This window comes from Priestia sp. MDV22-iso46 (assembly GCF_058629175.1).
The window spans coordinates 1-14,756 of the sequence record NZ_JBZVWT010000019.1 but is presented as its reverse complement, the minus strand read 5'-3'; the positions used below and the strand labels follow the sequence as shown (position 1 = coordinate 14,756).

At 38.0% G+C, this 14,756-nt stretch carries 14 protein-coding genes; all 14 read left to right on the top strand.

Going from position 1 to position 14,756, the window contains the following annotated elements; translation table 11 throughout:
• Positions 1 to 299: 299 nt before the first annotated feature.
• On the top strand, positions 300 to 845 hold the full coding sequence (locus AC4NPH_RS30040; protein ID WP_231101662.1) for a hypothetical protein: 546 nt from the start codon (positions 300 to 302) through the stop codon (positions 843 to 845).
• Between the two features lie 19 nt (positions 846 to 864).
• On the top strand, positions 865 to 3,090 hold the full coding sequence (locus tag AC4NPH_RS30035; RefSeq protein ID WP_013055193.1) for an alpha-galactosidase: 2,226 nt from the start codon (positions 865 to 867) through the stop codon (positions 3,088 to 3,090).
• A gap of 147 nt (positions 3,091 to 3,237) precedes the next feature.
• Complete coding sequence (gene bioB, locus AC4NPH_RS30030; protein WP_013055194.1) at positions 3,238 to 4,233, top strand: biotin synthase BioB; 996 nt, start codon at positions 3,238 to 3,240, stop codon at positions 4,231 to 4,233.
• Between the two features lie 243 nt (positions 4,234 to 4,476).
• Positions 4,477 to 5,049 (top strand): glycerol-3-phosphate responsive antiterminator, encoded by a 573-nt coding sequence (locus AC4NPH_RS30025; RefSeq protein ID WP_013055195.1) that lies wholly within the window; start codon positions 4,477 to 4,479, stop codon positions 5,047 to 5,049.
• Between the two features lie 26 nt (positions 5,050 to 5,075).
• On the top strand, positions 5,076 to 6,191 hold the full coding sequence (locus AC4NPH_RS30020) for an ABC transporter ATP-binding protein (protein ID WP_098793752.1): 1,116 nt from the start codon (positions 5,076 to 5,078) through the stop codon (positions 6,189 to 6,191).
• Positions 6,188 to 7,123 (top strand): carbohydrate ABC transporter permease, encoded by a 936-nt coding sequence (locus AC4NPH_RS30015; protein ID WP_491939341.1) that lies wholly within the window; start codon positions 6,188 to 6,190, stop codon positions 7,121 to 7,123. The genes AC4NPH_RS30020 and AC4NPH_RS30015 overlap by 4 nt, the downstream gene beginning before the upstream one ends.
• Positions 7,120 to 7,932 carry a carbohydrate ABC transporter permease gene (locus AC4NPH_RS30010; protein WP_013055198.1) on the top strand — a complete coding sequence of 271 codons (813 nt, stop codon included), beginning with the start codon at positions 7,120 to 7,122 and terminating at the stop codon, positions 7,930 to 7,932. The genes AC4NPH_RS30015 and AC4NPH_RS30010 overlap by 4 nt, the downstream gene beginning before the upstream one ends.
• 13 nt (positions 7,933 to 7,945) lie before the next feature.
• Positions 7,946 to 9,286 (top strand): ABC transporter substrate-binding protein, encoded by a 1,341-nt coding sequence (locus tag AC4NPH_RS30005; RefSeq protein WP_013055199.1) that lies wholly within the window; start codon positions 7,946 to 7,948, stop codon positions 9,284 to 9,286.
• 86 nt (positions 9,287 to 9,372) lie between these two features.
• Positions 9,373 to 10,110 (top strand): glycerophosphodiester phosphodiesterase, encoded by a 738-nt coding sequence (locus AC4NPH_RS30000; protein ID WP_013055200.1) that lies wholly within the window; start codon positions 9,373 to 9,375, stop codon positions 10,108 to 10,110.
• Positions 10,111 to 10,240: 130 nt separating this feature from the next.
• Positions 10,241 to 10,375 (top strand): hypothetical protein, encoded by a 135-nt coding sequence (locus AC4NPH_RS29995; protein ID WP_255255964.1) that lies wholly within the window; start codon positions 10,241 to 10,243, stop codon positions 10,373 to 10,375.
• 260 nt (positions 10,376 to 10,635) lie between these two features.
• Complete coding sequence (locus tag AC4NPH_RS29990; protein WP_013055201.1) at positions 10,636 to 10,959, top strand: DUF3870 domain-containing protein; 324 nt, start codon at positions 10,636 to 10,638, stop codon at positions 10,957 to 10,959.
• A 93-nt stretch (positions 10,960 to 11,052) separates the two neighbouring features.
• Entirely contained in the window at positions 11,053 to 12,219 is a 1,167-nt protein-coding gene (locus AC4NPH_RS29985; RefSeq protein ID WP_013055202.1) for a DUF819 family protein, read from the top strand.
• A 60-nt stretch (positions 12,220 to 12,279) separates the two neighbouring features.
• Positions 12,280 to 13,353, top strand: a complete 1,074-nt coding sequence (locus tag AC4NPH_RS29980) for a dipeptide epimerase (protein ID WP_013055203.1) — start codon at positions 12,280 to 12,282, stop codon at positions 13,351 to 13,353.
• 32 nt (positions 13,354 to 13,385) lie between these two features.
• Positions 13,386 to 14,399: a C40 family peptidase gene (locus tag AC4NPH_RS29975; protein ID WP_013055204.1), complete on the top strand. Its 1,014-nt coding sequence runs from the start codon at positions 13,386 to 13,388 to the stop codon at positions 14,397 to 14,399.
• The last annotated feature ends 357 nt before the right edge of the window (positions 14,400 to 14,756 follow it).

Sequence of the window (14,756 nt, the reverse complement as noted above, 5' to 3'; positions counted from 1 at the left end):
TCATTCTTCATTATTTATTATTATACTATATTATTAGGTTTGTCATCTTTTTTTAAAAAAGAAGAGAAAATTGCGCGCTAAGAGATAAAGATCGTTTAATTGATTACTAGATAAAGCAAAAAAATGCTTTTTTTCACTTTGATTTTTACCATTGAGTCTAGAAAGTATTTTACATAAAATGAAAGAAAGTAAAAAAAGCTTCGTTTAGGGTGATCTACTTGTAATAAATACGAAAACAAATTTTTGAATGCGGTTACATTTTTTGTCGGTATACAAAGTTAAGAATGATGGTAAAGGAGATGAAGGAAGTGATTGCTACACCCTATATAAACTTGGAGATAAACAAGGAACCAGGTGTGCATGTCGTATTGGATGAAACAAAAAAAGATGGTGTTTATTTTATTAAATTAACGGTCAAGTCGGTTAAAAAAAGAATTCTTCCAAAAATGAAATTAAAATGGAGCGTTCCGTTGTTAGATATCCAACTATATAAATCTTTACAAACTAGTAAGGTCGATGTGAGTGCCTCTTTTGTTCATTGTTTTATGAATAAGAATGGTTCTAACCGCTACACCATTGCATGTTCAGACATACGTCATCCTATTCTGTGTGCCCCCAATTGGAAAGAAATGTGTCTAGATGTAGAAATGACTTTATTTAGTGAAAGCACTTGGTCTCTTCATAGCTATGAAACTGAACTGCGAGTAGACACAAGAATGGTTGAAACAGAAGAGTTATTCAAAGATTTAGCGAAATGGTATGAGAGAAAAGAGATTAATCTAGCATCTGCTTTTGAGCATGCAACGGCAATAGATGAAAAAGGAAATGTCTCGTTAGATATTTGATGGTAAGGAGAGGGATAAAGTGGGAGTCTTATTTAATGAACGTACAAAGGAATTTCACCTGCAGGGACGCGATGTAAGTTATATCTTTTCAGTGTTGAGAAACGGGCAGCTCGGTCACTTGTACTATGGAAAAAAGCTTAAGCACCGTTCATCTTTTCAGCATTTTTTACGTGTAGAAACAAGAGGAGCTAGCGCTTCGGTATATGAAGGAGAACTAGCATTTTCTCTTGAAACAATCAAACAAGAGTATCCTTCTTATGGAACAACAGACTTCAGAGAGCCAGCCTATCAACTTCTTCAGCAAAACGGAAGCCGAATCACAAATTTTGAATACGATAACCATAAAATTTACAAAGGCAAGAAGCCATTAAACGGCTTACCTGCTACATATGTAGAAGAAGAGAGTGAAGCCACAAGTGTAGAAGTTGAACTGATTGATAAATTGCTCAATGCATCACTTATTTTAACGTATACCGTTTACGAAGACCGAAATATTATTACGCGTCACGCACGATTTGAGCATAGAGGGGAAGAAGCAGTCGATATTTTGCGCATCATGAGCGGCAGCATTGATTTGCCTACATCAAATTATGAGATGGTTCAGCTTTCCGGTGCGTGGATTCGAGAAAGACACGTGAAAACACGAATGCTTCAGCCTGGTATTCAAAGTATTTCTAGTGCGAGAGGTACAAGCAGCAGTCAGCAAAACCCATTTTTAATTTTAAAGAACCCAGATGCAACTGAACACAGTGGAGAAGCGTATGGTTTTAGTCTTGTATACAGCGGAAACTTTCTTGGACAAGTGGAAGTAGATCATTACAATGTATCAAGAATAACGATGGGCATTCATCCTTTTGATTTTCAGTGGCGACTAGAAAGTGGACAAACTTTTCAATCACCAGAACTAGTACTGGCTTATTCAAATAGCGGGCTAAACGGCCTTAGCCAAGAGTATCACGAGCTTTATCGCAAGCGTCTTGCTAGAGGAAAATGGCGGGATTTGGAGCGGCCAGTTTTAATTAATAACTGGGAAGCGACGTATTTTGATTTTAACGAAGAGAAAATTGTACATATTGCCAAAGAAGCGCAAAAGCTAGGCGTTGAACTTTTTGTATTGGATGACGGCTGGTTCGGTAAACGTAACGATGATACAACTTCTCTTGGAGATTGGTTTGTAGATGAAAATAAGCTTCCGGGCGGTATGAAGTCATTGGCTCAAAAAGTAACGGATTTAGGTATGGACTTTGGGTTATGGTTTGAACCTGAAATGATTTCAAAGCAAAGCAACTTGTATGAAAAGCATCCAGATTGGTTGATTCATGTGCCAAATCGTTATCAGTCTCATGGACGAAATCAATATGTGCTTGATTTTTCACGAGAAGAAGTAGTGAATTATATCTATGAACGAATGGAAGCTATTTTAAGTGAAGCGCCTATCTCTTATATAAAATGGGATATGAATCGAAATATAACGGAGGTTGGATCTGTTGGGCTGCCCGCGAACCGTCAGTTTGAAGTAGTACATCGCTATATTTTAGGTGTGTATGATTTGTATGAGCGACTAACAAGGAAGTTTCCGGATATTTTATTTGAATCATGTGCAAGCGGGGGCGCTAGATTTGATCCGGGAATGCTTTATTATGCTCCTCAAGCTTGGACGAGCGATAACACGGATGCGATTGAACGTCTAAAAATTCAGTACGGCACGTCTTTTGCCTATCCAATCAGTTCAATGGGAGCACACGTATCAGCCGTACCAAATCATCAAGTACGCAGAGTAACAAGTCTAGAAACAAGAGGAGACGTTGCGTATTTTGGCGCATTTGGTTATGAGTTAGATGTTACGCTGATGACAGAAGATGAAAAAGAAACCGTAAAACAACAAATTCAGTATTATAAAAAACACCGATCTCTTATTCAAAATGGCATATTCTATCGTTTAAAAAGTCCGTTTGAACAAGATGGAAATGTGACGAGCTGGATGGTTGTTTCATCCGATCAAAAACAGGCAATCATCGGTTATTATCAAGTATTAGCTAGACCAAATCCTTCTTACGAACGCATTGAGCTAAAAGGGCTTCAACCTGATTATGAATATACAGTGATGGAAACAGATCAAACAGCTTATGGAGATGAGCTCATGTACGCAGGTATTGCTCTAACTCATGAGTATTCGGGTGTTGAAGCATACGATGAAAAATCTGGAGACTTTGTATCGGTTATTTACACACTGCAAGCGCAATAAGCAAAAAGCCACTTCTATATCATAGAAGTGGCTTTTTGAGTTAACTATTATTTATACAGTGTTGACATAAAAGGAGAAGTAATGGTAACTTTTAGTTATAATTGTTAACTTTATATTTTTTTAGTTTACTAAAGTGGAGGGGAATCGATGGAAACCACAAGTTTAAGAGATTGGAAAGCACTTGCTCAGTCTATTATTAAAGGGAAAGAAATTACATATAACGAAGCGCTTCAACTTCTTCATGTACCGGATGAAGAAGTGTTAGAGGTCATGAATGCCGCGTACTTAATTCGTCATCATCATTATGGAAAAAAAGTAAAGCTTAATATGATTATTAATACTAAATCAGGTTTATGTCCAGAAGACTGTGGATATTGTTCGCAGTCGATTGTATCAGAAGCGCCGATTGATAAGTATGCGTGGTTAACAAAAGAGAAAATTGTAGAAGGTGCTTTTGAAGCTCAAAAAAGAAAAGCAGGTACATATTGTATCGTGGCGTCAGGCCGCCGCCCTACTGATAAAGAAGTAGCGCACGTAGTGGGAGCGGTAAAAGAAATCCGTCAAAAGACAGACTTGAAAATCTGTGCCTGTCTAGGGTTTTTAACAGATGATCAAGCACACGAACTAGTCGAGGCGGGTGTTCATCGCTATAATCATAATTTAAATACTCACGCTGATAACTATGACAATATTTGTTCTACGCATGGCTATGAAGATCGAGTTGATACGGTTACTACATCTAAAAAAGCAGGTTTGTCACCTTGTTCCGGTGCGATTTTTGGAATGGGCGAGACAAATGAACAAGCCGTTGAATTAGCTTTTCAAATTAAAAAGTTAGATGCAGATTCTATTCCATGCAACTTTCTTGTTGCCGTTCCAGGAACGCCTCTAGAAGACAAAAAGGCGTTAAAGCCAATGCAATGCTTAAAGCTGTTAGCGATGATGCGTTTTGTAAATCCAACCAAAGAAATTCGAATTTCAGGAGGCAGAGAAGTCAACCTCAGATCACTTCAGCCGCTTGGTTTGTTTGCTGCAAACTCAATTTTTGTAGGTGATTATTTAACGACTCAAGGTCAAGAACCTACAGCTGACTGGGGTTTAATTGAAGATTTAGGATTTGAAATTGAAGAATGTGCACTGTAAAGCCGTTGAGAAATCAACGGTTTTTTGATTTTTAGGCAATTTACAGGAACTAAACGGTTTTTTTACAAAACTCAACAGCTTCTTTATATTTCCTTCATAAATAACCATTATTATAAAACATGTGAACGATAAGTGAATAGTGACTAAGGTTATGAAATTGAGAAACCACAAAAAACAATAGGTCTATATCAACATCCTATGCGTTTTTTGTGGTTTTTTTATAAATGAAAGGAATGCATCGTTTTGAATAAGGAAGCCGATTTCTTACAACAGCTTGGGCAAGACCGTTTAATTGCATCCATTAAAAGTCCGAAAAATTTAGAGCAATTTTTAGAAACAGAGATCCAGGCCGCTTTTTTATTAACGGGCAACATTAGTGTAATTAAACGCTACGTAGATTTACTCAAACAGCATAATCGAATGGTTTTCTTACACATTGAAAAAATTCCGGGAATTAGCTATGACCGGGAAGGGCTTAAATTTCTTGCTAAGTTTGTAAAGCCTACAGGTATCGTAACCACTAAAAGTTCACTCATTAATTACGCAAAGCAGGAAGGTCTGGTTGCTATTCAGCGGCTGTTTTTAGTGGATACAGACGCAGTAGCACAAGGGTTAAAAACCGTTCAAGATATTAAACCGGATGCATTAGAACTAATGCCAGGATTAATTCCGGAGATGATAGAGAAAATCGTTAAAAAAACAAGTATCCCTATTATTACAGGTGGACTCATTCAAAATGAAAGCCATATCCAAGCTGCTTTAAAAGCTGGGGCTACGGCAGTTTCTACAGGGAAATCATGGCTGTGGAAAAAATAAGAATGAGAGAGAAAGGAGCGTTTTTAATGAAAAAAGTAGAGCTAGTTAACATTGGAAAGTCATACGATCAAAAAACAAATGTCATTCAAGATATTAACGTCACAATTGAACCTGGAGAATTCTTCGTATTAGTAGGTCCTTCAGGATGTGGAAAAAGTACAATGCTGCGAATGATTGCGGGATTAGAAGAAGTCACGCAGGGAGAACTGCTAATTGGAGATGTAAAAGCAAATAAACTGCTTCCAAGTCAGCGCGATCTGTCCATGGTGTTTCAAAACTATGCTTTATATCCGCATTTGACAGTAGAACAAAATATTCTTTTTGGCCTGCATACAAAGAAGATTTCAAAGCAAGAACAGCAAAAGCGCTGCAGGGAAGCAGCAGAGATGCTTGGTTTAAGTGAATATCTAAAGAGAAAGCCTAGACAGCTTTCGGGAGGACAGCGTCAGCGTGTAGCGCTTGCGCGTGCTATTGTTACTCATTCGCCTATTTGCTTGATGGATGAGCCGTTATCAAACTTAGATGCGAAGCTGCGCGCGAAGATGAGGTCAGAAATTCGCCAGATTCAGCGTAAGTTAGGTATTACGATGATTTATGTCACGCACGATCAAACAGAGGCGATGACGATGGCAGATCGAATGATGATTTTAAATGGAGGAAATATTCAACAAATTGGACGTCCGCTTGATATTTACAATGCACCAAAGAACACGTTTGTAGCATCTTTTATAGGTTCTCCCCCTATGAATTTATCAAACGTTTCTATAGAAAATAACTTACTAGTTTTTGAAGATAGAAGAGCTATTTCTATGAGTACATCACACAGTAACCTTAACGGTAAAAAAGAAGTTGTGGTTGGAGTGAGACCTGAGCATATACAGCTTGCGACAAACGATAATACGAGTTTTATTGTAGAAGTAGATAATGTAGAAATTCTAGGCACGGAAACACTGCTTACATTTCATATGGGAGACAAGCAGTGGATGGCTAAGTGGAACGGTCAATGGAATATAAAAGTGGGAGAGCGCGTCCCTATTTTTATCGATCCAAAACATCTGTTTTTATTTGATAACGATACAGATTCATGCTTGCACTATGAACCATCAACGGAAGATTTAACTGTAAAGGGGGCATTTGTATGAGTGCTGTTACCAAAACAGCAAACTCGCCTGTTTCTGTTTCATCAAATCCAAAAGAAAAGAAGTCAATGCCTAACCTATTGGTAGGATTATCTTACTTGCTGCCATCATTATTGTTATTTGGTGTATTTCTTTTCTACCCAATGATTAAGACCTTATATTTAAGTCTTTTTATTACAGACACACAGGGAACTCCCTTGAAATTTGTAGGATTACAAAATTTCTCATATCTATTTACAGATCCAAACTTTTTACAAAGTATGAAAGCCACTTTTTTATTTGTACTCTACACGGTGCCTATAGGTTTAATTATTGCCTTATTCCTAGCGCTAATCGCAAATGAAAAGCTAAAAGGAATTGGTTTTTTCAGAACAATGTTTTCATCTACGATGGGAATGAGCGTAGCGGCTTCTTCTGTAATTTGGATGTTTATGTATAACTCAACAATCGGTGTTATCAATAAAGTATTAAATCTTGTAGGCATTCATGATGTGCAGTGGTTATTAGATCCTAAGTATGCGCTGATTGCTGTGTCTATCTCTACGATTTGGATGAACATTGGATTTACTTTTTTAATCTTACTTGGCGGTTTGCAAAATATTGATGAAAAGCTGTATGAAAACGCGCGTATTGCTGGAGTTAGCTATTGGTATCAGCTCCGTAAAATTACGCTTCCTATGCTTTCGCCAACGCTGTTTTTTATCATTACCGTTTCTTTTATTAACGCGTTTCAAACGTTTGGACAAATTGACATTTTAACAAAAGGCGGACCTACAGATTCTACGAATGTCATTGTTTATTCAATCTACAAAGATGCATTTGTGAACTATAATGTTGGTTCTGCAAGCGCTCAAGCTACAATCTTGTTTTTCTGTATTCTACTGGTTACGGCTCTTCAATTTAAGCTTGGAGAAAGGAAGGTACATTATCAATGAGCATCACGAGAAAATGGACAACTTACTTGCTGCTCATTGCAGCTACTTTAGTATTGATGTTTCCTATCCTATACGCTTTTTCCATTAGTTTTATGAGTGGAGCGGAAGTGTTGGAAGGAAAGATTTGGCCGTCATCTTTTTCACTTGAAAATTATCGGGATGCTTTTGAAAAAGTTCCACTGCTTCATTATTTAATTAACAGTTTTGCTGTATCTATCTTCGTCATGGCTGGGCAGCTGTTAGTTTCAAGTTTGGCAGCTTTTGCATTTGTATTTATTAAATTTAAAGGAAGAGATGCTATTTTCTTTCTCTTTATTTCTACGATGATGATTCCATGGGAAGCAACGATGGTTCCTAACTTTTTAACAGCGCAAAAGTTAGGGTGGATTAATAACTATTTAGGATTAACAATTCCTTTTTTCGCCTTAGCATTTGGAACCTTTTTATTGCGCCAACAGTTTAAAACCATTCCGAATGAGTTATATGAAGCTTCTCAAGTCGCAGGGATCAGTCGCTTCCGTTTCTTTTGGAACGTGGTGCTTCCTGTGTCTAAAACAAGCTTAGTTACGCTTGGCGTATATAGCTTTTTAACAACATGGAATATGTATTTATGGCCACTATTAGTGACAAATACAGAGGATGTTCGTACCGTTCAGATTGGTTTAAAACAAATGCAAACACAAGAGATTTCAACTGATTGGGGAGTGGTTATGGCCGCTGTCGTTGTTGTTATCTTACCGACATTATTACTATTATTCCTAGGTCAAAAACGTCTTCAAAAAGGATTAACCCAAGGTGCAATTAAATAGGAGAGTGAATGTGATGAAAAAGATATTGGCTATCGTAACGGCATGCTTGCTAGTTATTCTAGGTGCTTGCTCAAATTCAACTGGTTCTTCGGAAGCGCAAGAAACAAAAAAAACAGCATCAGGTAAAACAGAAGTCGTATTTTGGCACGCTATGAGCGGTGACCTTGAAAAATCACTCAATAAAATTGTCGATGAGTACAATAAATCTCAGGACAAAGTCGAAGTAAAACCTGTTTTCCAAGGAACGTATGAGGAAGCACAAACAAAATTTAATACAGTAGCAGGAACAAAGGATGCACCCGCTATTATGCAAACGTTCGAAGTAGGAACGAAATTCATGATAGACAGCGGTAAGATTCAGCCTGTTCAAAAGTTTATCGATCAAGACCACTATGATACTTCACAGTGGGAGAAGAACATTTCAAGCTATTACCAAGTAGATGGAAAGCAATATTCAATGCCATTTAACTCTTCAACACCTGTTCTTGTTTACAATAAAGATGCTTTTAAAAAAGCAGGGTTAGATCCTGAAAATCCTCCAAAAACGTATGATGAATTAAAGGCAGCTGCAAAGAAGTTAACAGAAAAACAAGGAAATAAAACATCGCAATATGGTTTTTCAATTCTAAATTACGGATGGTTTTTTGAAGAGCTAGTTGCTTCTCAAGGCGGCTTGTATGTAGATCACGAAAACGGCCGTAAAGGTGATGCTGAGAAGGCAGTATTTAATGGAAAAGAAGGACAAAACGCATTTAATTTAATCAATGATATGTATAAAGAAGGTACATTCTACAATGTAGGACAAAACTGGGATGATATGCGCGCAGCATTTCAATCTAAAAAAATTGCAATGTTCCTGGACTCATCAGCAGGTATTAAAACATTAGTAGACAATGCTCCATTTGAAGTAGGCGTATCAGATCTTCCTGTGCCAAAGGAAGAGGATCGCCAAGGAGTAGCTATCGGGGGAGCATCTTTATGGATGTCTAAAGGAATTAGTGATGAAACATCCAAAGCGGCGTGGGACTTCATGAAATATTTAGCAACACCAGAAGTTCAGGCAAAATGGCACGTGGAAAGTGGCTATTTTGCGGTTAATCCTAAAGCATATGATCAAGAAATTGTAAAGAAAGAATGGAGAAAATATCCTCAACTAAAAGTGACGGTTGATCAGCTGCATAAAACTAAATCAACTCCCGCAACACAAGGCGCTTTAATTTCGGTATTTCCGGAATCACGTCAAAAGGTAGTAACAGGAATGGAAAGCCTGTACCAGGGAGTAAAGCCGAAAGAAGCACTTGATCAAGCTGCAAAAGAAACAAATAGAGCATTAGAAGTAGGGAATCAAAAATAACCTATGATTACGAAGCTCGTCTTTCAAGTTATTTTGAGGACGAGCTTTTTATTTAGTGAATAACTAGTTAGGGGAGATGGAAGACAATGAACACTTCAATTAATCTTTATGCGCATCGCGGCTTTAGTGGACGGTATCCTGAAAATACAATGATTGCATTTGAAGAAGCTAGAAAAATGCGGGTTGCAGGTATTGAATTGGATGTACAATTAACAAAAGACGGGGAAATAGTAGTTATTCACGATGAGCGAATTGATAGAACAACGAACGGAATGGGGTATGTTCAAGAGTTTTCATATAAACAGCTTCGTTTATTCGATGCTGGAAGCTGGTATGATTCTCGTTTTTCTAACCAATCAATTCCTGCTTTAATAGAAGTGTTTGAGTGGATGATGGACAAAAAGGCAAAATTGACTCTGAATATTGAATTAAAAAATGACCAAATTTACTATCCAAAACTTGAAGAAAAGGTTCTTCGTCTAATTGATGAGTTTAATTTAGAAGATCAAGTTATTTTGTCATCTTTTAACTATGATAGCTTGGCTAAAGTGAGATCTCTCCATTCATATATACCAACAGGTTTTTTATTTGAAGGGGTGAGCGAAGATGCTATTGGAAAAGCAAAATCGATAAGAGCGCACCTACACTGTGATATGTCGTTTGCTCTTTCTTCATACGGGAAAAAAGCAAAGCAAGAGGGATTAGACTTACGGGTATATACAATTAATGAAATGAATGACTTTTTGAAGCTCCAGCAGGCTTCAGTAAAAGTAGTGATGACAGATTACCCTAACCGTTTTTCCTCTACAATGTTCAAAGGATGACGTAGAAAGAAGCCGGGACAAAAGTACTTGACCCACAGTGAAAAACGAACCCTTGATCAACATGTTTGATTAGTGGTTCGTTTTTTGTTGTGGTGAACGTAAGTTTCATCTGTTTTGTTCCTTCTAGCAGTTGATTGGAGGGCAAGACGAAAATTCCTGCGGAAAAAGCGGAACAGGTGAGACTCCGCAGGAGCGGAAGCGACGAGGAGGCTCAGCGGCCGCCCGCGGAAAGCGAGGTCTTGCATGGAAATCAACTGCGGTGTAACAAGCGGTTCAGCTCATGTATCCCATTTGTTCGTCTTTAGGTTGGATTAAGTTCGTTATGTCTTAATCTTTTTTTGAAAAAAATTTTATTCTATTCTGAATAGTATAAAATTTATATTGTGAAATTGTTTTATAGATGATATATTGAGAATAGATTATAATGTTCCTTATGAAAGCGAATACATGTTGCGTAGCTCCGCAAACGTTCATTTGCCGGTCCCTAGCATCGTCTGTTATCTCTTTTAGGAGGAATAAAAACTCATGTATGATCAAGATACTATCTACATTATTGGAGATGCCAAAGCTCCTCAAAGCAATCCGATTACTAAAAAGTTCAATCAGTATTTTTTAGGGTTGGTAGTTGATAAAACAAATGGGAAAATTGTTGATGTGGAATGCTCAGCGACGATTGAGTTGACCGTTCGATTTGTTCAATCGATTTTTATTGGACGTCACATAAGTGATCCCACCCTTACAGACGAAATTAACAGCCGCTACTTCGGGTCTTCCCAAAAAGCGCTGGTGGTAGCGTTTCATGATGCACAGAAAAAATATCAGCAAATAACAGCTGCTTTGTCTACATAGACCTAGACGAAATCCAGCCTGACGTTTTCAAACGTTGGGCTGGATTTTGTTTTGTATAAAAATATTTTCGTGGAGATGAAGGGGGAAGAATAAATGATTCAAGATGGATTTATGTATGTGAGTGTGTTAACTGCCTTTGCTGCGCTCATGGTAGGGATTGAAAAAAGATTTAAAGCCAATCGATTTTTCAAATTTATCCCGGGTATTGTACTTATTTATATAGGAGCTGCTCTTATGCAAACGGCAGGGTTATTTGGGGATAGCGAATCAAATGTCGCCATGTATACGGGTGTTAAAAATGCACTGCTTCCGGCCATGCTGATGCTTATGCTGTTAAAGTGTGATGTTCGAAGTGTAATTAAACTTGGTCCAAGAATGCTGGGAGGATTCATCGTCGCGGTTTTTAGCATAATGGTAGGTTTTATCCTCGTCTATGCCATCTTTAAGAATTTCTATGTAGAGGATACGTGGAAAGCTTTTGGTGCTTTATCAGGAAGTTGGACCGGAGGATCAGCTAACATGGTTGCTCTCCAAGGGATTTTGGATGTTCCAGAAAATATATTTGGCTACGCTCTTATGATGGATACGATTAACTATGCCGTATGGGTTATGTTTATGTTTTGGCTTGTACCATTTGCATCTAAATTTAATAAATGGACAAAAGCAGACGTCAGCTTTATTGAGAATAGTATAGATGAAGTCGCAGCAACTTCTGAAAGCGAAAAAGAAGGCCCTCAGTTTCAGCATCTTCTTTATTTACTTGGTCTAGGTTTGTTCGTTTCGGCATTTTCTACATTTATCGGAGGGCGTTTGCCTGAAGTGGGAGCGGTTATTAATGCAACGAGCTGGACGATTATGATTGCTTCTGTCGTTGGTCTAGTGCTTGCTGTAACCCCAGCGGCAAAAATTCCAGGTACGCTCGATGTATCAAACGTTATGTTATACATCGTTGTAGCGTTAATTGCTTCTCAATCAGATTTTTCAAATTTAGCTCAGGCTCCTATTTACTTAGTATCTGGTTTTCTCATTATGTTCGTGCACTTAGTGATCATGCTGTTGCTAGCTAAACTATTTAAATATGATTTATTTACGCTCGGAGTAGCAAGTTTAGCTAATATTGGTGGAATGGCGTCTGCTCCAATGCTTGCAGCTGCTTATAACCGTGCACTGATTCCGGTAGGAGTCATTATGGCTCTGATGGGTTCCTTCTTAGGTACTTATTTTGGTATGATGATCGCCAAAATTTTAGGGGCGATTTAAGAATAAACCAAAAATACGTATGAAAGAATATTTGTGCTGAATCGAAAGGAAGCGATTGAAATGATAATTAAAGACATAACTGTAAAGCATCAAACCGTTCCACTGCTCGTTCCGTTTAAAACAGCGCTTCGAACAGCAACAGAGATAGACAGTATAAGTGTAGAGATTCAGTTAGAAAACGGAATAAAAGGAAAAGGAGCGGCTTCGCCAACATATGTTATTACAGGCGATTCTTTAGAAGGCATTCAAGCTGCACTTCAAGGACCTATTAAACTAGCGCTAATAGGGGAGGATATACGTCAGTTTCAAAAACTCTTAAAAAAAATTCAAAGCTGCTGTATTCACAATTCAAGTGCTAAAGCGGCTGCTGATATCGCTTTGCATGATGCTTATACAAAGTTTCTCAACATTCCTTTATATGCTTTCTTGGGCGATAAGCAGCCTATCTCTACGTGTATGACGATAAGTGTTGATACACCTGAGAAAATGGCTGAAGATGCACAAAAAAGTGCAGCGGACGGATTTGACATTTTAAAAGTAAAGGTAGGTTCAATTCCTGAGCTAGACCTTGAACGTATTAAACATATTCGATCTGTCATTCCGGATCATGTAAAACTTCGTTTGGATGCAAATCAAGGATGGACTCCAAAACAAGCAGTGCAATTAATTAATGAAATGGAAACTCTCAACTTTGGTATTGAATTGGTAGAACAACCTGTCCCTGCTCATGATTGGGAAGGGTTAAAGTTTGTGACTGAACGAGTAAACGTACCCATTATGGCAGATGAGAGTCTATTTTCTGCCAAAGATGCATTAAGGCTTGTAAGCGGGCGGTACGTGGATCTTTTGAATATTAAGTTAATGAAGTGCGGAGGAATTAATGAAGCAAGAAAAATCGCAAGTATTGCTGAGGCGAACGGTGTTGCATGTATGATTGGAAGCATGATGGAACCCTCACTTTCCGTGGGAGCAGCTGCTCATCTGGCAGCCGCTCATCCGAATATCACGTATTTTGACTTAGATGCTCCTCTTTGGCTTTCAACTGAACTGGATGTGTTAAAGTACAGCGGTCAAGAGGTTTTCTTATCAGATCTTCCTGGAATAGGAGAAATCACCGTTCCTATCTCAAAATAAAAGGATAGTAATATAGTAGAAGGAGAGAGACGATGAATATAAAACGTTGGCTTTTGACGGCAACAACAGTTATTTTAGCTACATTTGGGGTCAGTGCAGTTCCTGCTGTTCATGCTTCTGAAGAAAAAGAAACTGCTTATATAGATGTCGCAGCAGCTACTCTGTGGACAGCACCAAACATCTTGCGTGAAGTGGACGCTCCGTCAGCTACTAATCCTGTAGATATGAAAAAGTGGACCACATCGATGAATTTGAAACAGAAGCAGCAGTTATCTAGCGATGGGATGCTTGAGACACAAGCGTTATATGGAAACAAAGTAACGGTTTTAGACGAACAAGGAGACTGGGTCAAAGTAGCTGTAGACGGACAGCCTACTTCTCGAAATGAATTAGGATATCCCGGATGGATGCCTACCAAACAATTAACCTATAGCAAAAGGTACGAACAGTATGCAAAGAAGCCTTTTGTAATGGTGACGGCTCCGACTACTTATTTATATCATTCGCCTTCTTTAAAAAAGAAAGGTATTGAAGTTAGCTATAATACGCGCTTACCTCTTTTGGCAAAATCAAAGAGTGCATATAAAGTATTAAAACCAAATGGAAAGACAGCATGGATTTCTACAAAAGCAGGAAAAATCTACGCGTCTCAAAAAGATATTCCTGTACCAACTGGCACGGAGCTTGTTGAAAGTGGAAAGGCATTTTTAAATCTTCCATATTTATGGGCTGGCATGAGCGGTTTTGGATTTGACTGCTCTGGATTTACGTTTACGATGTACCAATCCCATGGTATTACGATTCCACGTGACTCAGGGCCACAGTCTCGAGCAGGGAAACCAGTAGATATGAACAACCTTCAACCTGGAGACTTATTGTTCTTTGCCTATAACCAAGGAAAAGGAAGCGTCCACCATGTAGCAATGTATGCGGGAGATGGCATGATGATTCATTCGCCGAACTCCGAGCGGACAGTAGAGATTATTCCTTTAAACACGAAGGGATATATTGAAGAGTATGCAGGTGCACGTCGTTATTTACCTTAATCAGTAAGATAAGCAAGAAGCTCTTTTTGTGAAGGGCTTCTTTTTTAATATAGAGTATAGATAAAAAATTAGAAAATTTAGTTTATTTACGTTTAATTACTTCTCAGTAAGGGAAGAAGTTAAATAAGAGAAAAAAATCATTTTTCTTCTTGAAACATATTGACTTTATATGCAAAGCGTTATATTATTATAAAGCGTCGTTGAGACATACTCGTAACAACGAAGCTGAAAAAAGAATTTTAAAAAGTTGTTGACATTACGTTGATAACTTGATAAAATAATAAAGTCGCTTAAGAGCGGCGGTTGAACTTTGAAAACTGAACAAAGCGACAAACGTCAACGTTAATTTTTATTTTT